The sequence below is a fragment of the Streptomyces sp. NPDC017943 genome (assembly GCF_044328425.1).
Taxonomy (GTDB): Bacteria; Actinomycetota; Actinomycetes; order Streptomycetales; family Streptomycetaceae; genus Streptomyces; species Streptomyces djakartensis_A.
Genome location: NZ_JBIRHH010000007.1, coordinates 286974 through 307880 on the forward strand (window position 1 = coordinate 286974; position 20907 = coordinate 307880).

General features: G+C 72.9%; 19 protein-coding genes and 2 tRNA genes. 14 read left to right on the forward strand and 7 right to left on the reverse strand.

Going from position 1 to position 20907, the window contains the following annotated elements:
- Positions 1-43: 43 nt before the first annotated feature.
- A complete protein-coding gene (locus ACH4C6_RS24175; RefSeq protein WP_398110666.1) occupies positions 44-868 on the forward strand; it encodes a GNAT family N-acetyltransferase in 825 nt (274 codons plus the stop codon).
- A 33-nt stretch (positions 869-901) separates the two neighbouring features.
- Here ACH4C6_RS24175 and ACH4C6_RS24180 read toward each other — a convergent pair whose 3' ends face one another.
- Positions 902-1414, reverse strand: coding sequence for a DsbA family protein (locus ACH4C6_RS24180; protein WP_398110667.1), 513 nt, complete (start codon positions 1412-1414; stop codon positions 902-904).
- Positions 1415-1593: 179 nt separating this feature from the next.
- Between ACH4C6_RS24180 and ACH4C6_RS24185 the strand changes: the two genes are divergently transcribed.
- Positions 1594-2034, forward strand: a complete 441-nt coding sequence (locus ACH4C6_RS24185) for a hypothetical protein (RefSeq protein WP_398110668.1) — start codon at positions 1594-1596, stop codon at positions 2032-2034.
- A 154-nt stretch (positions 2035-2188) separates the two neighbouring features.
- The gene (locus ACH4C6_RS24190) at positions 2189-2422 is read left to right on the forward strand and encodes a hypothetical protein (RefSeq protein ID WP_398110803.1); all 234 of its coding nucleotides are present in this window, start codon (positions 2189-2191) and stop codon (positions 2420-2422) included.
- A 73-nt stretch (positions 2423-2495) separates the two neighbouring features.
- On the opposite strand, the gene ACH4C6_RS24195 is transcribed toward ACH4C6_RS24190, so the two are convergent.
- The gene (locus ACH4C6_RS24195) at positions 2496-3056 is read right to left on the reverse strand and encodes a CGNR zinc finger domain-containing protein (protein ID WP_398110669.1); all 561 of its coding nucleotides are present in this window, start codon (positions 3054-3056) and stop codon (positions 2496-2498) included.
- 287 nt (positions 3057-3343) lie between these two features.
- On the reverse strand, positions 3344-3757 hold the full coding sequence (locus ACH4C6_RS24200) for an SsgA family sporulation/cell division regulator (RefSeq protein WP_004002642.1): 414 nt from the start codon (positions 3755-3757) through the stop codon (positions 3344-3346).
- A gap of 191 nt (positions 3758-3948) precedes the next feature.
- Between ACH4C6_RS24200 and ACH4C6_RS24205 the strand changes: the two genes are divergently transcribed.
- Both ACH4C6_RS24205 and ACH4C6_RS24210 read left to right on the forward strand, forming a co-directional pair.
- A complete protein-coding gene (locus ACH4C6_RS24205; RefSeq protein ID WP_398110670.1) occupies positions 3949-4407 on the forward strand; it encodes a TIGR02611 family protein in 459 nt (152 codons plus the stop codon).
- A 67-nt stretch (positions 4408-4474) separates the two neighbouring features.
- Positions 4475-4546 (forward strand) — tRNA-Val (locus ACH4C6_RS24210).
- Between the two features lie 585 nt (positions 4547-5131).
- On the opposite strand, the gene ACH4C6_RS24215 is transcribed toward ACH4C6_RS24210, so the two are convergent.
- Positions 5132-7528, reverse strand: coding sequence for an SCO7613 C-terminal domain-containing membrane protein (locus ACH4C6_RS24215; protein WP_398110671.1), 2397 nt, complete (start codon positions 7526-7528; stop codon positions 5132-5134).
- A gap of 97 nt (positions 7529-7625) precedes the next feature.
- Here ACH4C6_RS24215 and ACH4C6_RS24220 point away from each other — a divergent pair, with 97 nt between their 5' ends.
- Together ACH4C6_RS24220 and ACH4C6_RS24225 are read left to right on the forward strand one after the other, a co-directional pair.
- On the forward strand, positions 7626-8072 hold the full coding sequence (locus ACH4C6_RS24220; RefSeq protein WP_398110672.1) for an SRPBCC family protein: 447 nt from the start codon (positions 7626-7628) through the stop codon (positions 8070-8072).
- A gap of 39 nt (positions 8073-8111) precedes the next feature.
- Positions 8112-8183 (forward strand) — tRNA-Val (locus ACH4C6_RS24225).
- Between the two features lie 114 nt (positions 8184-8297).
- Here the strand turns inward: ACH4C6_RS24225 and ACH4C6_RS24230 are convergent.
- Positions 8298-9026, reverse strand: coding sequence for a 3'-5' exonuclease (locus ACH4C6_RS24230; RefSeq protein ID WP_398110673.1), 729 nt, complete (start codon positions 9024-9026; stop codon positions 8298-8300).
- Positions 9027-9195: 169 nt separating this feature from the next.
- On the opposite strand from ACH4C6_RS24230, the gene ACH4C6_RS24235 reads away from it, so the two are divergent.
- The 4 genes from ACH4C6_RS24235 to ACH4C6_RS24250 all read left to right on the forward strand — a co-directional run bounded on the left by ACH4C6_RS24235 (position 9196) and on the right by ACH4C6_RS24250 (position 13691).
- Positions 9196-9762 (forward strand): DUF4365 domain-containing protein, encoded by a 567-nt coding sequence (locus ACH4C6_RS24235; RefSeq protein ID WP_398110674.1) that lies wholly within the window; start codon positions 9196-9198, stop codon positions 9760-9762.
- The gene (locus ACH4C6_RS24240) at positions 9759-10997 is read left to right on the forward strand and encodes a hypothetical protein (protein ID WP_398110675.1); all 1239 of its coding nucleotides are present in this window, start codon (positions 9759-9761) and stop codon (positions 10995-10997) included. Before ACH4C6_RS24235 ends, ACH4C6_RS24240 begins: the two co-directional genes overlap by 4 nt.
- A gap of 92 nt (positions 10998-11089) precedes the next feature.
- Positions 11090-13066, forward strand: a complete 1977-nt coding sequence (gene thrS / locus ACH4C6_RS24245) for a threonine--tRNA ligase (RefSeq protein WP_398110676.1) — start codon at positions 11090-11092, stop codon at positions 13064-13066.
- A 64-nt stretch (positions 13067-13130) separates the two neighbouring features.
- Complete coding sequence (locus tag ACH4C6_RS24250) at positions 13131-13691, forward strand: HIT family protein (protein WP_398110677.1); 561 nt, start codon at positions 13131-13133, stop codon at positions 13689-13691.
- A gap of 77 nt (positions 13692-13768) precedes the next feature.
- Here ACH4C6_RS24250 and ACH4C6_RS24255 read toward each other — a convergent pair whose 3' ends face one another.
- On the reverse strand, positions 13769-15436 hold the full coding sequence (locus ACH4C6_RS24255; protein ID WP_398110678.1) for a hypothetical protein: 1668 nt from the start codon (positions 15434-15436) through the stop codon (positions 13769-13771).
- 170 nt (positions 15437-15606) lie between these two features.
- The gene (locus ACH4C6_RS24260; RefSeq protein WP_398110679.1) at positions 15607-17805 is read right to left on the reverse strand and encodes an elongation factor G-like protein EF-G2; all 2199 of its coding nucleotides are present in this window, start codon (positions 17803-17805) and stop codon (positions 15607-15609) included.
- A 244-nt stretch (positions 17806-18049) separates the two neighbouring features.
- On the opposite strand from ACH4C6_RS24260, the gene pgsA reads away from it, so the two are divergent.
- The 3 genes from pgsA to ACH4C6_RS24275 are packed head-to-tail and all read left to right on the forward strand — an operon-like array spanning position 18050 to position 20888.
- On the forward strand, positions 18050-18823 hold the full coding sequence (gene pgsA, locus ACH4C6_RS24265; RefSeq protein WP_398110800.1) for a phosphatidylinositol phosphate synthase: 774 nt from the start codon (positions 18050-18052) through the stop codon (positions 18821-18823).
- On the forward strand, positions 18820-19728 hold the full coding sequence (locus ACH4C6_RS24270; protein WP_398110680.1) for a phosphatidylinositol mannoside acyltransferase: 909 nt from the start codon (positions 18820-18822) through the stop codon (positions 19726-19728). The genes pgsA and ACH4C6_RS24270 overlap by 4 nt, the downstream gene beginning before the upstream one ends.
- Positions 19725-20888, forward strand: a complete 1164-nt coding sequence (locus ACH4C6_RS24275; protein ID WP_398110681.1) for a glycosyltransferase family 4 protein — start codon at positions 19725-19727, stop codon at positions 20886-20888. Before ACH4C6_RS24270 ends, ACH4C6_RS24275 begins: the two co-directional genes overlap by 4 nt.
- Positions 20889-20907 lie beyond the last annotated feature (19 nt).

Below are 20907 nucleotides of genomic sequence, written 5' to 3' on the forward strand. Positions count from 1 at the left end.
TATTCGGCTGACCAGGGCCGTGGTTCCGGGTAGAACACCGGTGATGACCACGACCCTGCGGCCGACCGAGCCGCTTCAGCGAAACGACGACGGCACGCGCTCGCGCCGCTACCAGGTGTGCGTCAACAGCCGTCCCGTGGGCGCGATACACCTCGGCACCCATCCGGTGTTCGGCGAGGCGGTGGCCCGGATCACGCACCTGCAGATCGACGAGCCGGACCGCGGGCGGGGTCGCGGCACGGTCGCCGCCCTCGCCGCCGAGGAAGTGGCGCGCGGCTGGGGGTGCCACCGGATCGAGGGCTCGGTGCCGGCCGACTCCCCGGCCGGTCTCCGGCTCGCCGCCGCGCTCGGCTACGTGGTGCGCAACCGCGGCATGGAGAAGCGGCTCGGCGACACCCCGCCGGAGCTGCCCGAGGGCAGCCGCGCCCGGCCGATGACCGAGGCGGAGTTCGGGCCCTGGCTGGAGAAGGGCAAGGAGGACTACGCACGCAACTGGGTCGACCGGGGCGTCCCGGAGGCGGAGGCCCGGGCCAAGTCGGAGCGCGACCACGCCGATCTCCTGCCCGAGGGCCTCGCCACCTCCGGCATGCTGATCAGCGTCGTCGAGCACCTGGGCACACCGGTGGGCACCCTGTGGCTGGCGGTGCGCGAGGACAACGCCTTCGTCTTCGACGTCGTCGTGGACGCCGCGCACCGGGGCCGCGGACACGGTCGCACCCTGCTGCTGGTCGCCGAGGCCCAGACGATCGCCGAGGGCAGACACACCCTCGGCCTCAACGTCTTCGCCGGCAACACCCCGGCGGAACGGCTCTACGACTCGCTCGGCTACCGCACGACGCTGTACGCCATGTACAAGCCCCTGCTCTGACCGGCCCGGCCCGGGGGCGCGGCGGGCCGGGGATCAGTCCTGTCCACCGGCCAGCAACCGGTCCGCGATCTCCTCGATCCGCGCGCGCAGCCCGTCCTGGCTCTTGCCGCCGTCGAGCCGCTCCCCGCCGATGACGTAGGTCGGGGTGCCGGTCACGCCGAGCGCCTTGCCCTCGGCCTGGTCGGCGTCCACGACCAGGATGTGCCGGCCGTCGATCAACGCGGTGTCGAACTCCTCGGCGTCCAGCCCCAGTTCACGGGCCAGCTGGACCAGGAACGGCTCGCCCGCCCGGTCCAGCTCCTCGACGCGGTCCAGCAGGGCTTCGGCGTAGGGCCACCCACGGCCCTGCTCCCACGCCTCCTCGGCGGCCTGGGCGGCGGCGAAGGCGTGCTTGTGCTTCTCCAGCGGGAAGTGCCGCAGCCGCACCTCCAGCCGGTCGCCGTATCGGGCGCGCAGGGCACGCAGGTCGTCCAGGGCCGTGCGGCAGTCGGGGCACTGGAGGTCGCACCAGACCTCGAGGACGGGGGCGGGGGAGGAGTCACTCATGCGGACAGTCTCCCAGCCGCCGGGTGCCGCGGTGGTGCGGGGGAGACCGGCGCGGCACCGGCACCTGCGGAGGAGGCGACCCGGAGATGTCCCTGATGTCCGCAGGAGGCATGGCCCGCCGGGGTGCGGCGGGTGCACGATGGAGGGGACGAACGACCGCGCACGCCTGGAGGCCCCGGATGATTGCCGAGACCGTCTGCTCCGCCGTGTCCGCGGCCGGCCTCGGCATCGCGGCCGTCACGGCGTACCGCAAGCGTTTCCTGACGGCGGCCCGGATCGCCGCCTACGCGCTGGTGCCGATCGGCCTGGTCATGACCGGTGTGGTCGAGTGGCTGGCGGACACGGCGTTCAGCCCGGCCGCCTGGGCCGGCTTCGGCCTCCTGGGCCTGGCGTGGGTGCTGTTCGCGACGACCCGGGTCGTCGAGCGCCGCCGGGGCGGTACGCGCAAGGAGCGCAGGGCCGCGGCCCGTGCCGCGGAGCGGTCCGACGCGGTGGCGCCGGCGGCCTCCGCGCCCTCCCTGGGCCAGGGCTCGCGCCCGGCCTCGCGCCCCGCCGCCACACCCCGGGGCGACGACGACTTCAGCGACATCGAGGCGATCCTCAAGAAGCACGGCATCTGACGTCGCGCGTGCGGGGTCGATGCGTCACAGTGCGCAACCGGGCGCGCGCAAGTGATCACAAGGCGAACGGGACCTCGCGGTTTCGGCGCATCCCCGCACGCAGGCAGGTTGCTGATCGCGTCCGGCCGGGAGACTGCGTCATCATCGCCGCGAGATGCTGGACACCACGCAACAGAGCGACCCCGCGCCGCCGCGGCACGAGGCACCCGCCTCGCCCGACGAGCGGCTCTCCCCACGGGTCGAGGCGCCCGCCCTGCCGGAACGTCCCCCTCGGGACGAGCCGCGCGGCTGCCTCTTCGCCCTCTCCCAGCCACCGCTGATGATCTTCCTGGCGGTGATCGGGACCCTGCTGCTCATGGCCTCGCTGCACGACCTGCTGCTGCTGTGAGCCCCACCCGCGGTGCCCGGCGTCACCCGCCGGGGCCGCGCCACCACGTCCGCCCGGTGCCCGGCGGCACTCCTCAGCCCGCCGCCTCCTTGCGGCGCGCCCGGTACGCGGCCACGTGCAGCCGGTTTCCGCAGGTCCGGCTGTCGCAGTAGCGCCGGGAGCGGTTGCGGGAGAGGTCGACGAAGGCGCGCCGGCAGTCGGGCGCCTCACAGCGCCGCAGCCGCTCCTGCTCCCCGGCGACCACGAAGAACGCCAGGGCCATCCCGCAGTCCGCCGCCAGGTGGTCGGCCACGGAGGCGCCGGGGGCGAAGTAGTGGACGTGCCAGTCGTAGCCGTCGTGGTCGGTGAGACGGGGCGTGGTGCCCGCGGCCGCGACCAGTTCGTTGATCAGCACCGCGGCGGCCCGGGCGTCCGGTGCGGCGAACACCGCGGCGAACCGTCCGCGGATCTTGCGCACCGCCGAGAGGTCGAACTCCGAGAGCACTCCGACGTCGCTGATCTCGTGGTTCCGTACGAAATCCGCGAGGGTCGCCACGTCCGGCAGCCCGTCCGGCGCCGTGTCGTCGTCCGGTGCGGTGTTCACCAGATCGACCACGGTGTCGAGGGCGCACCGGGTGTCGTGGGTGATCAGCACGATTCGCTCCCTGGCCTGAGGGTCGGGCGGGCGCCCGCCGATGCTGGCCGATGGTAACGGCTCGACCGCGGCCGGTCCGCCCTCCTGCCCGCACATGGCTTCGATGACAACGCCTCCGGGCACGCCGTGGTTCCCGCACGCACGCCCGGTCCGGGGGCCGGGCGCACGCACACCGGCGCCGCCCCGCGTGAGCCGCGGAGCAGGCGCCGGTGTGACCTGTATGCGGTTGTTCCGGCCCGAGCCGTCTCCCCGAGTCGACGGCGCCGGGCGGCTTGTGGGGTCCCGGCCTAGCTCTCCGCCAGGATGTGTGAGAGCTCCTGGTCGAGGTCGAAGTGCCGGTGCTCCGTGCCGGGCGGCACGGCGGCGTCTGTGCGCTTCAGGAAGGACTCCAGGGCCCGCGCCGGGGCCTCGAGCAGGGCTTCGCCCTCCGGTGAGCTCAGGGCGATGCACACGACGCCCTGACCGTGACTGCGCGACGGCCAGACACGGACGTCGCCGGTGCCGGTGGGGCGGTGAAGCCCTTCGGCGAGGAGGTCGCGGGCGAACACCCACTCGACGGTCTCCTCGGCTCCGGTGTGGAAGGTGGCGTGCACGGCGTAGGGGTCGGCCGTGTCGTACCGCAGGCCTGCGGGGACAGGCAGGGAGGACTCGCTCGACACAACGAGGCGCAGGTGCAGCTCGCAGCTGACCGTGGTGTTCATAAGCGCCAGGGCCTTTCGCTCAGTGTGCGCTCGGGGATTCGCACGTCGGCGAAATCGACATGCCACCTACGGTGCCGTTGTAAACCCCTCTGAGTGTTTTGCGTGCCTTTACGTAACTCTTCCGGCCGAGAGATCGTTCGCGTCGTGCGTCCATTCCGGTGACTGGTTTCGCTCCGGTAGTGTTCGTCCGTATGAATACGGGGAGTGACGAGCCGGGCGAGGTGGCCGTGGCGCCGGACGGAACGGGGACGGGCGAGGTGCAGAGCGAACCGGATCGGGGACTCGGTTCGCGGGCGCCGGAATTCGTCAAGGCGCGTCGGGTCCTGCACGTGAGCTGGCAGGTCGGCGTCTTCGTGATCGGCCTGGCCGTCGTCGTGGCCGGCATCATCATGCTGCCCCTGCCCGGCCCGGGCTGGGTCGTGATCTTCGGCGGCATGGCGATCTGGGCCACCGAGTTCGTGTGGGCGCAGCTGGTGCTCCGCTGGACCAAGCGGAAGGTCACCGAGGCGGCGCAGCGGGCCCTCGATCCCAAGGTGCGCCGCCGGAACATCATCCTGACGAGCGTCGGCCTGGCGATCGTGGCCGTGCTCGTCGGGGTCTACCTGTGGAAGTTCGGCGTCGTCATGCCGTGGAAGATCAAGGACCAGTGACCGGCGCCGGGGTGCCGGTGCCGGTCACGGGCACCCCCTGACATGGGGTAATGTTCTTCCTGCGTCCGGGCGATTAGCTCAGTGGGAGAGCGCTTCGTTCACACCGAAGAGGTCACTGGTTCGAACCCAGTATCGCCCACCCGGATCACCGGCCCACCTGCGAACGCGCAGGTGGGCCGTTGTCGTGTCCGGTCGTGTGCCGGTGCCGTCCGCAGGCGGTGCTGCCGCCGTGGTCGAGCATCGATCCCCTGTGCCTCGCTCAGGGTCCTCTTCCGCCTCCGGCGTTCTCGCGCCCGGCGCCCCTCCTCGGCCGCCCCGTGGCCGAAAGCCGACCTGACCCGGCTGCCCGCTCCCGCCCGGCCCGCCCTCTTCTTTCGGACACCGTGACGATCCGTTAGGAAGGTGAAAACGGACGTCCGGCCTTATCTCGACTTCTGGAAGAAGTGCCACACCCAGGGTTCCGGCGGAAATCCCCCGCGAATTGCGACGCGAAGAACGGGACGCCGCCGGATCTCGGTGAGCAGGTCGACGCAGGCCCCCCGGATCGACGAATTCCGCGCCGGTCGGGAGGAGTTCGGCGAAAGCGACGGCAAGGTCCCCGGAGCCCCGGTCGCTCCCGACTCGACGGCTCCGGACCGGATTCCGCTTCTCTCGGACCGCCCTGACGGACCGGCGGACGCCGGCCCGGCAGGGCGTCGAGGGCCCGGCACTTTCGCAGGTCGCGCTAGTGCATCCTGCCCAGGACCGCGCGCACCCGCCGGACGTCCCGCAGTCGCTGCTCGTACGTCGCCCCGAGGGCGAGCAGCAGGAGACCGGCCAGCGCGGGGGGCGCCCAGCGGGGCAGGGCGCCGGTCACCTGCACGACGTAGGGGGCGAGTTCGTGCAGGGTGACCAGGGCCAGCACCGTGCCGCCGAGCACCAGCGGGGCCTGGAGGTGGTGCCGGGCGCCGAGGAGCGTGACGGCCAGGGCCGCCGTGCCGAGCAGCAGCGGGCGCGTCCAGTGCGGATCGGTCCAGGCCGCCGCCAGGCTGGGCAGCAGGGTCGCGGCGAGCCCGGGACCGTACGCGGACCAGGACGAGGCCAGCGGGTCGCGGCGCCGGCGCAGTACCCCGATCAGCAGGGCGGGGACCGTCACCGGCAGCGTGTAGGCCTCGGGCGTGCCGACCTGCCAGGCGGCCAGGCGCACCCAGGCGGCCAGCACGAACAGGGCCGTGGCCGCGTACCCCACGGGACGGCGGTCCGGTCGCAGGGCGGTGCCCGCGGCGACCACCGCGCACGCGGCCAGCACCACGGCGAGCAGCGGCGGGTCGGTGACGGCGAGACCGATGGCGAGCAACGCGGCGGCCGCACCCGTGGCCTCGACGGGAACCGTCGCGCGGGACGTCTCCGGGCGGGTTGTCAGCAGGGTGGCCAGCAGCGCGGCTGCCGCGGGGACGACCAGCACCAGCAGGGCGGTGCGGGCCGGCGGCCAGCCGGCTGCCGCGCCCGTCGCCGACGCCAGGGCGGCGCCGTACACCAGGGCGGCCGGGGCCGTGAACGGGGTGAGCCGGGTCTGCCGGGAAGCGGCCGCGAGCAGTGCCGTCGCCAGGGACAGCACGACCAGCGTCACGTTCCGCGAGGCCAGCGACTGGAGCGTGAGGTCCGCGCTCGTGACGAGCGCGAGGACCAGTGCGGTGATCCTCGCCTCGGTGCGCGTGGTCCGGGCCAGGTACAGCGCGACCGCCGCCACGACGGCCAGGACCGCCAGGCCCGCCGGGTACGGAACCTCGAGGATCGCCGGCAGCAGCAGCGCCGTCGCCCCCAGCAGAACCGGCGCCGCGGTCCGGGCGCGCGGACGCCACTGCTCGGCACGGACCGTCCACGCGAGCACGGCCGCGACCGCCAGCAGCACCAGGGGAGCCGTCACGGCGTCCGACGGCCAGGGCGCCTCCACGGCGACCGCGGCCCGGGCGTCCGACGGCGCACCGCTCCAGATCCGCCCGAGCCACCCGACCGGACCCAGCACCACCAGGGCGGCCACCGGCAGGACCGACAGCAGGGCAAGCGCCTGCACCGCAGCCGAGGCATGGACCAGACCCTGCCGCAGCGCGTCCGGCAGCAGCCGCCCCGTCCGCAGGACCGCCAACAGGGCGACGCCCAACGCCAGATGAGCCGGGACCGTCCAGGCGCCGGGCACGGCCGTGCGGACCACTCCGCCGAGCGCGGCGACCGTGAGCAGCCCCGACAGCGCCGCGAGGCCGCGCGCATGCCACCCGGCCGGACCGGCGAGCCGCCAGGCCGCGCCCAGCGCGATCGCCGCCGCCAGCACCAGCAGCGCACCGGCCCGGGCGGCCGCCACCGGGCCGTCGGCGGTCAAGGACAGCCAGCCCGCGCCCAGCACCCCGCAGCCGCCCGTGCCGTACGCACCGACGAGGGCGCAGATCCGCACGGCGGCGTCCGGCGCACGCAGCGCCGGCACCGCGTCCAGTCCGGCCGTCACCAGCAGCGCGGCCGTGACGGCGTACGGGCCGGCGTCGGTGGCCAGGGCCCACAGCGTCAGCGGCGACTGGGCCGCCGCCACGGCGCAGGGAAGGGGCAGACGCAGGGACCTCACGGCCGGGAGCAGGCCGTACGCCGCCCAGGCCGCCGCCAGCACCGCCGAGGCGGCCGCCGCGTACAGGGTGCCGTCCGTGCTGTCGAGCGCCGCCTCGTGCAGCGCGTAGGCGTCGAGGACCGTCAGGGCGAGGCCGAGCCCCGCCAGCGATTCGGCCGTCGAGCGCAGGCCGCGCTTGAGCAGCGGCACCGGGGCGAGGAGCGTGGCGAGCGTGACCGCCCCCAGCACCAGCGCCCGCCCGGTGATGCCCAGGTGACCCCAGCTGACCAGGGTGAACACCGCGGCGGCGAGGGTGAGCAGGATGCCGCCGAGCACCAGGAGCACGTTCTGCACGCTGGGTGCCGCGGTCTCGGGACGGGGCGGTGCGGCGACCTGGTCCTGCGGCGTCACGGGGCGCGTCTGCATCTGCTGCAACGCGGCCACCAGCCAGGCACGGCGGGCCAGCAACTGGGCCCGCCGGGCGTCCAGTCGGTGCAGTTCGGCGTCGAGGAGCCGCAGTTCCTCGGCCGGGGGCGGTTGGTGCGTCATGCTCGCAGTGTGGTCCGCGCCACCCGGGGTGCCATGAGTGCGGATACTCAGGGGCGTACTCAGACACGGACCGCCGCACCCGGGGCAGACTGCGGACATGGACTGGAACCACTACCGTTTCCGCAGCCTGTGGCCCCTGCCCGCCCCGCCGGACGCCGTCTACGACGTGCTGTGCCGTCCGGAGGACTACCCGCGCTGGTGGCGCCAGGTCCGGGACGTCGAGCGGCTAGACGACACCACCGGAGTGATCCGCATCCGCTCCGTCCTGCCGTACGACATGACCTTCACGGCGCGGCAGACGCGCCGCGAACCGGCGACCGGGGTGCTGGAGATCGCGGTGTCCGGGGACATCGAGGGCTGGGCGCGCTGGACCGTCACCCCGCACGGGGAGGGCACCCGCGCGCGGTACGACCAGGTCGTGAGCGTCCGCAAGCCGCTGCTGCGGCGGTTCGCCGTACCGGGACGGCCGCTGTTCCGCGCCAACCACGCGCTGATGATGCGGTCCGGGCGGCGCGGGCTGCTCGGCCACCTGCGGGCGGTTTGAAGGAAGCGTGCCGGGACCTGTATGGTTCAGTGCGTTCCCGGGCGATTAGCTCAGTGGGAGAGCGCTTCGTTCACACCGAAGAGGTCACTGGTTCGAACCCAGTATCGCCCACCGGAAACAGCCGGTCCGTCGCAGACGGACCGGTTTTTTCACGCCCTGGCGCGCTCACGTCCCGGCGCGCTCATGTCCCGGCGTGCTCACGCCTGGCGCGTCCCGTGCCCGTGCTCAGGCCGCCGCCGGCAGCTCCGGGCGCAGCGGCCACGCCGGATCCACCGCCTCGTCCACGCCGCTGCGCGCGAACCACGCCTGCAGGCCCCGGGCCTGCGCCGCGTGCCACACCGCCTGAAGCGTGTGCAACTCGCCCGGTGCGAGCCGCTCCAGCCGGGACGCGAACCGCCGGCCCACCGCCCGGGTCACCTCCAGTGCCGCCACCGCGTCGGCCGACGCGTCGTGTGCGCCCTCCAGGGACACGCCGTAGTGCGCGCACAGGTCGGTCAGCGTGCGGCGGCCCTTGCGGTAGCGGTCCAGGTGCTTGTCGAGCACCCGCGGGTCGAGCACCAGCAGCGGGGCCGACTCGAACCAGCGCCCCAGCGCCGAGGCCCGGTGGCGGCGCAACTCCCGGTCCAGCATGGTCAGATCGAACGGGGCGTTCATCACCACCACCGGGCGGCCCACGTGCGCCTGCTCGGCCAGCGCCTCCGCTATCTCGAACATCACCGGCGCGGGCCACCGGCCGTTGCGCTGCAGGTGCTCCTCGGTCAGGCCGTGCACCTCCGTCGCCTGCGCGGGCACCGGCACCCCAGGATTCACCAGCCAGCGGCTGACCCGCGGCCGGACGCCCGGCGCGTCCTGGACGACGACGGCGGCCGACACGATCCGGTCGGTCTCGACGTCGACGCCTGTCGTCTCCGTGTCGAAGGCGGCCAGCGGCCCCTCGTACCAGCACGTCGTCATGCGACCACAACCCCTCGTTCACCGTCGGCAGTTGACGTACCGTCCGCTGCCCGATCCGGTGATACCCGGGCTGTTTGCGCCGTACGCCGGAAGGAGACAACAGGAGTACGGGTCTTTGCAGTTCAGCGACCCGCACGGGGACTCGACTGTTCTGGAAGGCTGTTCGGCCATGGCCATAGCCCAGCCCGAACGGGGCGGGCTGCTGCCCGAGCGCACGGCTCCCACCCGCGGCTCTCTCGCCACCACCGCCTGCATGGAGACCCTGCAGGTCGCCTATCTGCACGCCGTCGCGGCCGCCGCCGGCTGCTCGCTGTCCCAGCCCTTCCCCGACAACGGCATCGACTGGCACGTCAGCCACAGCGCCCCCGGGCACACGGTCGACGACGAGGTCACCATCAAGGTCCAGCTCAAGGCGACCTACCAGGTGCCGCCCCACCCGCCGGGCCGCAGCTTCTCCTTCACGCTCGACAACGACCACCTGGTCAAGCTCGCCCGCACGCCCGTGTCCGTGCACAAGATCCTCGTGGTGATGCTCGTGCCGCGCTCGCGCGACGACTGGCTGCGCGCCGGGCACGACCGGCTCGACCTGCGGCACTGCTGCTACTGGACCAACCTCGCGGGCCATCCGGTCACCGGCCGCCGCCGCACCACCGTGCGCATACCGACCGCGCGCATCTTCGACGACCGGGCGCTGTGCGAGATCATGACCCGGGTCGGGACGGGAGGAAGACCGTGACGCACCGCCCGACACAGGGGCCCCTGCGGCCCGTACGGCCCCACCCCGCGGACACCGCCCCGGACGGCACCGCCCCCGAGCCCGGCGACGTCGACCCGGCCGTGCTCGCCGCCCTGCTGCGCCGGCACGGCTGGCAGCGCCGCGGCGGCGCCCCCGGCCGCTACGGCCGCTGGACCCCGCCCGGTCCCGGCGCCCCCGGCACCAGCCTGCTCGTGCCGGAGAGCCGCGCCTTCCCCGACAGCGACGACCTGCTGGGCGAGGCCCTGCTCGCCCTGAGCCGCAGCGGATCGCCGTGCGCCCGCGAGGTCCTCGTCTCCCTCACCGTGCCCAGCGACGAGATCCGCTGGTGGCACGACGTCCCCGCCGGACCGGCCGGGGCCGCGCCCTGGAGCGTGGAGGAGCGGCTGCGCACCGCCGCGCGCCGGACGCTGCTCGCGGCCGCCCTCGCCGACCGGGCCCGGACCGGCTACCACGGGGCCCGGCACCGGCGCGCCGCCGCCGCGTCCCTGAGCCGCGTGCTCGTCGGCTCCGCGAACGGCGGCCGGCTCACCGCCTTCGTGCCCGTCGACGGCGGCCGCCCCTTGGCCGTACGTCTCCACCAGGCCCTGCACGCGGCGCGCGAGGCCGTCGACTACCAGCGCGCCACGGGCGGCACGGACGCCTTCGACGGTGCCGTGGCGGCCGGCGTGTGCCACGAGCTGACCGAGGCCCTCGTCGCCCTCGTCCACGGCACCGAGGGTGCCCGGATCGCCGTCGCCTGGGCCCCCGCGGCCGGTGTCCCCGAGGGCTGCGCGTCCGCCGCCGAACCCGTCGAGTTCTCCCCCGGCGACCTCCCCGTCCTGCGCGAGGCGAGCGCCCGCTACCTGCGCGAGGAGCCGTCCGTGCCCGTGCGGATCACCGGGACGATCACGCACCTGCGCAGGCCGGGACCGAGCGGTGGGGGCACCGTACGGCTGCGCGTGCTGGCCGGGGCCGAGGTGCCGCACGTCCGGATCGCCCTGGAGGAGGAGCCGTACCGGACCGCCGTCCACGCCCACCTCGTCGGACTGCCCGTGCGGGTGCAGGGGCGGCTGGAGAGCCGGGGCGGGTTCCGCCGCCTCACCGGTGTCCACGGTGTCGTCCCGGTGCAGCTCGACGAGGCCGAGCGGGACCGGCTCATGAAGTCGCTCCGGGCGGACGGCGGGGTCACGGCCTCCTTCTTCGACGAGGCCGGGGGAGGGGACCGCGGGGACTGATTTCGCGGGGGGCGGCCCCGGGTCGGTACGATCCTTACTCGTGCGCGCGCTCCGGTATGGCGCCGCAGCCCCCCTTCAGTCAGGAGAGACCGGTGTCAGACGTCCGTGTGATCATCCAGCGCGATTCCGAGCGGGAAGAACGCGTGGTGACGACGGGCACTACGGCCGCCGAGCTCTTCGCCGGCGAGCGTTCGATCATCGCCGCGCGCGTCGCCGGCGAGCTCAAGGACCTGTCGTACGCCCTGTCCGACGGTGACGAGGTCGAGGGCGTCGAGATCTCCTCCGAGGACGGTCTGAACATCCTGCGCCACTCCACCGCGCACGTCATGGCGCAGGCCGTGCAGGAGCTGTTCCCCGAGGCCAAGCTGGGCATCGGCCCGCCCGTCAAGGACGGCTTCTACTACGACTTCGACGTCGAGAAGCCCTTCACGCCCGAGGATCTCAAGGCCATCGAGAAGAAGATGCAGGAGATCCAGAAGCGCGGGCAGCGCTTCTCCCGCCGCGTCGTCACCGACGAGGCCGCCCGCGAGGAGCTGGCCGGCGAGCCGTACAAGCTGGAGCTGATCGGCCTCAAGGGCTCGGCCTCCTCCGACGACGGGGCCGACGTCGAGGTCGGCGCCGGCGAGCTGACGATCTACGACAACCTGGACGCCAAGACCGGTGACCTGTGCTGGAAGGACCTCTGCCGCGGTCCCCACCTGCCCACCACCCGTAACATCCCGGCGTTCAAGCTCATGCGCAACGCGGCCGCCTACTGGCGCGGCAGCGAGAAGAACCCGATGCTCCAGCGCATCTACGGCACCGCCTGGCCCACCAAGGACGAGCTGAAGGCGCACCTGGAGTTCCTCGCCGAGGCCGAGAAGCGCGACCACCGCAAGCTCGGCAACGAGCTGGACCTGTTCTCCATCCCCGAGCAGATCGGCTCCGGCCTCGCCGTCTTCCACCCCAAGGGCGGCATCATCCGCCGGGTCATGGAGGACTACTCGCGCCGCCGCCACGAGGAGGAGGGCTACGAGTTCGTCTACACCCCGCACGCGACGAAGGGGAAGCTCTTCGAGACCTCGGGCCACCTGGACTGGTACGCCGACGGCATGTACCCGCCCATGCAGCTCGACGAGGGCGTGGACTACTACCTCAAGCCCATGAACTGCCCGATGCACAACCTGATCTTCGACGCGCGCGGCCGCTCCTACCGCGAACTGCCGCTGCGTCTCTTCGAGTTCGGGACCGTGTACCGGTACGAGAAGTCGGGCGTCGTGCACGGCCTGACCCGGGCCCGCGGCTTCACGCAGGACGACGCGCACATCTACTGCACCCGTGAGCAGATGTCGGAGGAGCTCGACAAGACGCTCACCTTCGTGCTGAACCTGCTGCGCGACTACGGCCTGACCGACTTCTACCTGGAGCTGTCCACCAAGGACCCGGAGAAGTTCGTCGGCTCGGACGAGGCGTGGGAGGAGGCGACCGAGACGCTGCGCCAGGTCGCCGAGAAGCAGGGCCTCCCGCTGGTCCCGGACCCGGGCGGCGCCGCCTTCTACGGCCCGAAGATCTCCGTCCAGGCCAAGGACGCCATCGGCCGCACCTGGCAGATGTCGACCATCCAGCTCGACTTCAACCTGCCCGAGCGCTTCGACCTGGAGTACACGGGCGCGGACGGCAGCAAGACCCGCCCGGTCATGATCCACCGCGCGCTGTTCGGTTCCATCGAGCGCTTCTTCGCCGTGCTCCTGGAGCACTACGCGGGCGCCTTCCCGGCCTGGCTCGCCCCCGTCCAGGCGGTCGGCATCCCGATCGGCGACGCGCACGTGGAGTACCTGGAGAAGTTCGCCGCCGCGGCCCGCCGCAAGGGCCTGCGCGTCGAGGTCGACTCCTCCTCCGACCGCATGCAGAAGAAGATCCGCAACGCCCAGAAGCAGAAGGTGCCCTTCATGGTCATCGCGGGCGACGAGGACATGTCGAACGGCTCGGTGTCCTTCCGCTACCGCGACGGCTCGCAGGAGAACGGCATCCCCTTCGACGAGGCCATCGCGAAGATCCTGAAGATCGTCGAGGACCGCGCGCAGGTCTGATCCCACGGCGCGAGGCCCCCGGGATCTCCCGGGGGCCTTTGCCGTCCCCCCAGCTCGACGCCATATGCTGCACTGCATGACGAGTGAGCCGGAGCAGCAGCTGGGAGTCGGGACGCAGGACGCGTTCCAGCGTCTGTGGACCCCCCACCGGATGGCCTACATCCAGGGGGAGAACAAGCCGACCGGCCCGGGCGCCGGCGACGGCTGCCCCTTCTGCTCGATCCCGGCCAAGTCCGACGAGGACGGGCTCGTCGTCCGCCGCGGCGAGCAGGTCTACGCGGTGCTCAACCTGTACCCGTACAACGGCGGGCACCTGATGACCGTGCCCTACCGGCACGTCGCCGACTACACCGACCTCACCGCCGCCGAGACCGCCGAACTCGGCGAGCTCACCAAGCAGGCGATGACGGCCCTGCGCACCGCCTCCGGCGCGCACGGTTTCAACATCGGCATGAACCAGGGCTCGGTGGCGGGCGCGGGCATCGCCGCGCACCTGCACCAGCACATCGTGCCCCGCTGGGGCGGCGACACGAACTTCATGCCGGTGGTGGGCCACACACGGGTGCTGCCGCAGCTCCTGGCCGACACCCGGAAGATGCTGGCCGAGGCCTGGCCGACCAGCTAGCTCGGCTGGGGCAGCCGTGCCCCCGGGCCGCGCACCCACCCGTGGCCCACCCCGCCACCACGCGGGGCAGCTCGCCCCTAGGCGTCGTACACATCCGCCTTCTTCGGCGAAGCCTCCTGCACGGCCCCGCTGAGCGCCGCCGACCGCGCGCCGAACTTCTCCACGCTCACGCCGTTCTCCCGCAGCACCTTCAGCGCCGCGGCGTGCACCACCCGCAGCACCGGCGTGGCCGCCCGCAGCGCGTCGTCCGCCATGAACCGGTGCCGCCACGGCTGGTCCGCCCACGCGTGCCGCAGCCCGAAGGGCTCCGGCAGCGTGAGGCTGCCGCCGAGCCAGTTCAGCAGCGGCGGGTACCAGGTCAGCGGGGCGCGCGCGGCCAGCCGTACCACCTCGTCGGCGTCGACCAGCGGGAGCTTGACCGTGCGGGTCTCCCAGAAGCGCAGGGACTTCTGGACCGTCTTCTCCCGGGCCGCGGGCTTCTCGTTGAACAGCGGGTTGACCGGTCCCAGCGCGTGCCCCGTGACCTCGATCCGCAGGGTGTCGTGCAGCACCGTCACCGTGATCAGCATGGTGATCACCAGGTGGCCGTCCCACAGAGTCCACTGCACGCCCAGGTAGTGCCGGTCGCCGCTGCCGAACTGCTGCTTGTTGCAGATGTCCTGCACGGCGTGCGTGCGGACCGTGTACGCGTCGACGTCCGTGCCGCTCGGCCGGGACACCTCCGTCGCCTTCTCGCCGATCGGCGTGACGATCCAGTGCGTGATGGACGGCTTCGGGAAACCGCCGGTGTTGATCGACGTGCGCTCCAGCATGGCCAGCCCGCCCTGGATCGCCACGATCACGTCCCAGCTGCGGAAGGGGTGGAACTCCTTGCCCGGCTCGGCCGACACCAGCTCCTCCGCCAGCTGCCAGCTGCCCCAGCGTGTGCCCATGCCGAGTATGCCCTTGGGGCCCGCGTAGAAGACCGAGTTCGAGCGCTGCTCGGCCGCCAGGCGGGCCAGCTCCTTGCGGACCTGCTCGGCCGCATCGCCCGGGTTGCCGGGGACCGCCTCGGGGATCTTGGCGCCGACCCCGCCGCCCGACAGCATGCTCGACCAGCGGTCCCGCAGGTCCCGTGCCGTGCGCTCGCAGACGTGCTTGGCCCAGAACCAGCCCACCACCGGCATCAGGACGCACGCGCGCGCGTACCAGCCCCAGAAACCGGTGAACGGCATCTTCAGCAGGAACAGCACGGCCAGTGCGCCGATGGCGACCAGCAGGGTCGTGGCCAGGGCGCCCGCCCGCTTGTCCTCGCGCCTGGCCATCGTGGTGCGCAGCGTGAACACCAGGAGCCACACGAGGAAGCCGGGCAGGAAGAGCAGGCCGCACAGCACCGTGATCACGGAGAGCATGTTGTCCCGGTCGCGGCGGATGCGGTGGGCCGCCAGGCAGTGCTCGACGACGACCTGGGGCTCGATGCCGAAGGACTGGATGACCGGCTTGCGCCCCACGCCCAGCATGCGGTCGATCACCGCACGCGAGAAGGCCTCACCCAGCCGGGGGCGGAAGATCTTCGCCCAGGACCGCGGCGGCGTCACCGTCGACTGGTGCCACTCGTTGTCGGCGGCCAGGATCTTGGCGACCTCGTCGTCCCGGTAGGCCGCCGCGGCCAGGGCGTACGTCGCCGCCGTCTGGCCGCTCGCACCCGCCAGGGGCACCTGGGCCCCGGGACTGAAGTCGAATCCGTCCGTCACTGCCGCCCCCATCGCTGCCGCATCCGCATCTGCGGCCTTCCCGACTTCCGCGCTCCGCACACCTGTTGATCAGGTCATCAGCGTATCCGTCCGCACCCGCGCGCGTCGGCGGACGGCCGTCAAGCCGCCCGCCGACGCGGAGGGAAGCCCTCATCAGGGCAGTTGGAGGCGCCCGGCGCCAACTACGAGACCGCGTGCGCCTCTTCGCGCACCCGTTCCGCCACCTGCGCCGGCATCGGTTCGTGCCGCACGTAGCGGCGGCTGAAGCGGGCCGTGCCGTGCGTCATCGACCGCAGGTCGATGGCGTACCGGCCGATCTCGATCTCGGGCACCTCGGCCCGGATCAGGGTGCGCCCGCCGGGCGTCTGCTCGGTGCCGAGCACCCGGCCGCGGCGGCCCGACAGATCGCTCATCACGGCGCCCACGAAGTCGTCGCCGATCAGCACCGACACCTCGGCCACCGGCTCCAGCAGATGGATCCTGGCGGCGGCCGCCGCCTCCCGCAGCGCCAGCGCCCCGGCCGTCTGGAACGCGGCGTCGGAGGAGTCCACCGAGTGGGCCTTGCCGTCCAGCAGCGTCACGCGCACGTCGATGAGCGGATGGCCGGCGGCGATCCCCTTGGCGGCCTGGGCGCGCACGCCCTTCTCCACCGACGGGATGAACTGCCGGGGCACCGCCCCGCCGACGACCTTGTCCACGAACTCGATGCCCGACCCGCCCGGCAGCGGCTCGACCTCGATCTCGCAGATCGCGAACTGGCCGTGCCCGCCGGACTGCTTGACGTGCCGGCCGCGCCCGGCCGACTTGTGCGCGAAGGTCTCGCGCAGCGGCACCCGGTGCGGTACGACGTCGACCTGGACGCCGTAGCGGCTGCGCAGCCGCTCCAGGGCGACGTCCGCGTGCGCCTCGCCCAGGCACCACAGGACGACCTGGTGGGTGTCCTGGTTCTGCTCCAGCCGCATCGTCGGGTCCTCGGCCACCAGCCGGGACAGGCCCTGCGACAGCTTGTCCTCGTCCGGTTTGCTGTGCGCCTGGATGGCCAGCGGCAGCAGCGGGTCGGGCATCTGCCAGGGTTCCATCAGCAGCGGGTCGTCCTTGGCTGACAGGGTGTCCCCGGTCTCGGCGCGGCTCAGCTTGGCCACGCACGCCAGATCACCGGCGATCACGTGGGACACCGGGCGCTGCTGCTTGCCGAACGGTGTGGACAGGGCGCCGACCCGCTCGTCGACGTCGTGGTCCTCGTGCCCGCGGTCGGCCAGCCCGTGCCCGGAGACGTGGACCGTCTGGTCGGCGCGCAGGGTGCCGGAGAACACGCGGATCAGCGACAGGCGGCCCACGTACGGGTCGGAGGACGTCTTCACGACCTCCGCGACCAGCGGGGCGTCCGGATCGCACGGCTTGAGCTCGCGCGGCTCGCCGTCGACCGTCGTCACCCGGACCGTCTCGTGCTCCAGCGGGGTCGGGAAGCCGCCGGTGATCAGCTCCAGCAGTTCCACCGTGCCGAGCCCCTGCCGGGCGCCCCCGGCCGCGGGGGCGGCGGCCAGGACGGGGAAGAACGCCCCGCGCGCCACGGCCCGCTCCAGATCGGCGATCAGCGTCCTGACCTCGACGGGCTCCCCGCCGAGGTAGCGGTCCATGAGCGTCTCGTCCTCGCTCTCCGAGATGATCCCCTCGATGAGCCGGTTGCGGGCCTCCTCGATCAGCGGCAGCTGCTCCGCGCCCGGCTCGGACTCCTTGCGCTCGCCGGTCGAGTAGTCGAACAGCTTCTGCGACAGCAGCCCGATCAGCCCCGTCACGGGCGCGTGCCCGTCGGACGCCTGGGGTCCGTGCAGCGGCAGGTAGAGCGGCAGGACCGCGTCCGGGTCGTCCGCGCCGAAGGCCTCCGCGCAGCTGCGCGTCATCTCCTCGAAGTCCGCGCGCGCCGCCTCCAGGTGCGTGACGACGATGGCCCGGGGCATGCCGACCGCCGCGCACTCCTCCCACACCGCGCGGGTCGATCCGTCCACGCCGTCCGAGGCCGAGACGACGAAGAGGGCCGCGTCCGCCGCGCGCAGACCGGCCCTGAGCTCACCGACGAAGTCGGCGTATCCCGGAGTGTCGAGGAGATTGACCTTGATGCCGTCCCATTCGACGGGCACCAGGGAGAGCTGCACCGAGCGCTGCTGCCGGTGCTCGATCTCGTCGTAGTCGGAGACGGTGCCGCCGTCCTCGACGCGGCCCGCCCGGTTCACCGCCCCCGCCGTGAGGGCGAGGGCTTCGACCAAGGTGGTCTTGCCCGATCCGGAGTGGCCGACCAGCACCACGTTCCGTACGGACCGGGGGTGGTCGGCCGCCTGTGCCCTGCCGGCGGCCCCTGGGTGTGTCTGTCCCTTGTCGCCCATGATCCTGCCTCCCGTGCACGGTGAGGTCCCTGTGGGCGCGGGCACGCGGATCCTCCCCGGACTCCGTCCGGGAGGTGCCCCCAGCGGTGGCGGCTCCGGCGACGCCCGCGGTCATTCGACCTTCCCACCGTCGTCACGGCGCGTCCATACGAACGACGCCGTCGCGCCGCCCACCGGTGCCCCGCCGGTTCCCCCGAAAGGGGTCAGGGTGCCCGCACCTCACCCGCACGCGCGCGTGGCTACGATGGGCCAGCCGGTGGCCAGCAGGGGCCAGACGGCGACACCGACCCTCGGGAAGGCCATGCTGAACAAGTACGCGCGTGCATTCTTCACGCGTGTCCTCACACCGTTCGCCGCGTTTCTGATCCGCCGGGGCGTCAGCCCCGACACCGTCACGCTCATCGGCACCGCCGGTGTGGTCGCGGGCGCGCTGGTCTTCTACCCCATGGGCGAGTTCTTCTGGGGCACGGTCGTGATCACGCTGTTCGTGTTCTCCGACCTCGTCGACGGCAACATGGCACGCCAGCTGGGCCGCTCCAGCCGCTGGGGCGCCTTCCTCGACTCCACGCTCGACCGGGTCGCCGACGGCGCCATCTTCGGCGGCTTCATCCTCTGGTACGCGGGCGGCGGCGACGACCTCGTGCTGTGCGCCGTGTCGATCTTCTGCCTGGCCAGCGGGCAGGTGGTGTCGTACACCAAGGCCCGGGGCGAGTCGATCGGACTGCCGGTGGCCGTCAACGGACTGGTGGAGCGCGCCGAACGGCTGGTGATCTCGCTGGTCGCGGCCGGTTTCGCGGGCCTGCACAAGTTCGGCGTCCCCGGCATCCAGTACCTGCTGCCGGTCGCCCTGTGGATCGTCGCCGTGGGCAGCCTCGTCACGCTGATCCAGCGGGTCGTCACCGTCCGCCGCGAATCCGCCGAGGCCGAGCAGGCGGCGGCCCTCACGCAGGACGCCGCCGCGCAGGACGACGGGGGCGGCCAGCGCAACGCCTCCCACGGGAGCGAGGCGGCCACGTGAGCGCACAGGACCGGCTGACGGACGCGCTCTACGGGCTGGGCTGGAGCACGGTCAGGAAGCTGCCCGAACCGGCCGCCGTGCGGCTCGGACACACCATCGCCGACCTGGCTTGGAAGCAGCGCGGCAAGGGCGTGCAGCGGCTGGAGGGCAACTACGCGCGCGTGGTGCCCGGCGCGAGCCCCGAGCGGCTGGCCGACCTCTCACGCGCGGGCATGCGCTCCTACCTGCGCTACTGGATGGAGTCCTTCCGCCTCCCCGCCTGGAGCAGGCAGCGCATCGCGGACGGCTTCACCCCCAAGGACCTGCACCACCTCACCGAGGGCCTCGACGCGGGCCGGGGCGTGATCCTCGCCCTGCCGCACCTGGCCAACTGGGACCTCGCCGGCGCCTGGGTCACCACGCACCTGGGCGTCCCCTTCACCACCGTCGCCGAGCGGCTCAAGCCCGAGACGCTCTACGACCGGTTCGTCGCCTACCGCGAGGGCCTCGGCATGGAGGTCCTGCCGCACAGCGGCGGCACCGCCTTCGGCACCCTGGCCCGGCGACTGCGCGACGGCGGCCTGGTCTGCCTGGTTGCCGACCGCGACCTGTCCGCCTCCGGCGTGGAGGTCGGCTTCTTCGGCGACACCGCCCGGATGCCGGCCGGGCCGGCCCTGCTCGCCCAGCAGACGGGCGCCCTGCTGCTGCCCGTCACCCTCTGGTACGACGACTCGCCCGTGATGCGCGGCCGGGTCCACCCGCCCGTCGAGGTGCCCGAGTCGGGCACGCGCGCCGAGAAGACGTCCGTCATGACGCAGGCGCTGGCCGACGCCTTCGCCACCGGCATCGCCGACCACCCGGAGGACTGGCACATGCTGCAGCGGTTGTGGCTCGCGGACCTCGACCCCGCCAAGGGGCGCCCGTGAGGATCGGCATCGTCTGCCCCTACTCCTGGGACGTGCCGGGCGGCGTCCAGTTCCACATCCGCGACCTCGCGGAGTACTTCATCCGCCTCGGCCACGAGGTGTCCGTCCTGGCCCCCGCCGACGACGACACCCCGCTGCCGCCCTACGTCGTCTCGGCGGGGCGCGCCGTGCCCGTGCCCTACAACGGCTCGGTCGCCCGGCTGAACTTCGGTTTCCTCAGCGCCGCCCGGGTGCGCCGCTGGCTGCACGACGGATCCTTCGACGTGATCCACATCCACGAGCCGACCTCGCCCTCGCTGGGCCTGCTGGCCTGCTGGGCCGCCCAGGGCCCGATCGTGGCCACCTTCCACACCTCCAACCCGCGCTCCCGGGCCATGATCGCCGCCTACTCGATCCTCCAGGCCGCGCTGGAGAAGATCAGCGCGCGGATCGCGGTCAGCGAGTACGCCCGCCGCACGCTGGTGGAGCACCTCGGCGGGGACGCGGTGGTCATCCCCAACGGCGTCGACGTCGACTTCTTCGCCCAGGCCGACCCCAAGGCCGAGTGGCAGGGCGACACGATCGGCTTCATAGGGCGCATCGACGAGCCCCGCAAGGGCCTGCCGGTGCTCATGAAGGCCCTGCCGAAGATCCTCGCCGCGCGCCCCGGGACCCGCCTGCTGGTGGCCGGACGCGGCGACGAGAAGGAGGCCGTGGAGTCCCTGCCCGTCGAGCTGCGCTCCCGCGTGGAGTTCCTGGGCATGGTCAGCGACGAGGACAAGGCCCGCTTCCTGCGCAGCGTCGACCTGTACGTCGCGCCCAACACGGGCGGCGAGAGCTTCGGCATCATCCTGGTCGAGGCCATGTCGGCCGGCGCCCCCGTGCTCGCCTCCGACCTGGACGCCTTCGCCCAGGTCCTCGACCGGGGCGCGGCGGGCGAACTGTTCCCCAACGAGGACGCCGACGCCCTGGCCGACGCGGCCGTCCGCCTCCTGGACGACCCGGAGCGCCGCGCGGAACTGCGCGAACGGGGCAGCGCGCACGTACGGCGCTTCGACTGGTCGACGGTCGGCGCGGACATCATGTCGGTGTACGAGACGGTCACGGCGGGCGCGGCGGCGGTGGCCGAGGACGAACGGACCAGCGGCCTGTGGGGGCGGCTGGGCCTGGCCCGGGACTGACGCCCCACCTGCGCTGGGC

What these genes read in the sequence shown, in the direction of transcription:
- ACH4C6_RS24175 (WP_398110666.1), top strand. Translation starts at nt 44, where the DNA reads ATGACCACGACCCTGCGGCCGACCGAGCCGCTTCAGCGAAACGACGAC.
- ACH4C6_RS24180 (WP_398110667.1), bottom strand. Translation starts at nt 1,414, where the DNA reads ATGAGTGACTCCTCCCCCGCCCCCGTCCTCGAGGTCTGGTGCGACCTC.
- ACH4C6_RS24185 (WP_398110668.1), top strand. Translation starts at nt 1,594, where the DNA reads ATGATTGCCGAGACCGTCTGCTCCGCCGTGTCCGCGGCCGGCCTCGGC.
- ACH4C6_RS24190 (WP_398110803.1), top strand. Translation starts at nt 2,189, where the DNA reads ATGCTGGACACCACGCAACAGAGCGACCCCGCGCCGCCGCGGCACGAG.
- ACH4C6_RS24200 (WP_004002642.1), bottom strand. Translation starts at nt 3,757, where the DNA reads ATGAACACCACGGTCAGCTGCGAGCTGCACCTGCGCCTCGTTGTGTCG.
- ACH4C6_RS24205 (WP_398110670.1), top strand. Translation starts at nt 3,949, where the DNA reads ATGAATACGGGGAGTGACGAGCCGGGCGAGGTGGCCGTGGCGCCGGAC.
- ACH4C6_RS24215 (WP_398110671.1), bottom strand. Translation starts at nt 7,528, where the DNA reads ATGACGCACCAACCGCCCCCGGCCGAGGAACTGCGGCTCCTCGACGCC.
- ACH4C6_RS24220 (WP_398110672.1), top strand. Translation starts at nt 7,626, where the DNA reads ATGGACTGGAACCACTACCGTTTCCGCAGCCTGTGGCCCCTGCCCGCC.
- ACH4C6_RS24230 (WP_398110673.1), bottom strand. Translation starts at nt 9,026, where the DNA reads ATGACGACGTGCTGGTACGAGGGGCCGCTGGCCGCCTTCGACACGGAG.
- ACH4C6_RS24235 (WP_398110674.1), top strand. Translation starts at nt 9,196, where the DNA reads ATGGCCATAGCCCAGCCCGAACGGGGCGGGCTGCTGCCCGAGCGCACG.
- ACH4C6_RS24250 (WP_398110677.1), top strand. Translation starts at nt 13,131, where the DNA reads ATGCTGCACTGCATGACGAGTGAGCCGGAGCAGCAGCTGGGAGTCGGG.
- ACH4C6_RS24255 (WP_398110678.1), bottom strand. Translation starts at nt 15,436, where the DNA reads ATGGGGGCGGCAGTGACGGACGGATTCGACTTCAGTCCCGGGGCCCAG.
- ACH4C6_RS24260 (WP_398110679.1), bottom strand. Translation starts at nt 17,805, where the DNA reads ATGGGCGACAAGGGACAGACACACCCAGGGGCCGCCGGCAGGGCACAG.
- pgsA (WP_398110800.1), top strand. Translation starts at nt 18,050, where the DNA reads ATGGGCCAGCCGGTGGCCAGCAGGGGCCAGACGGCGACACCGACCCTC.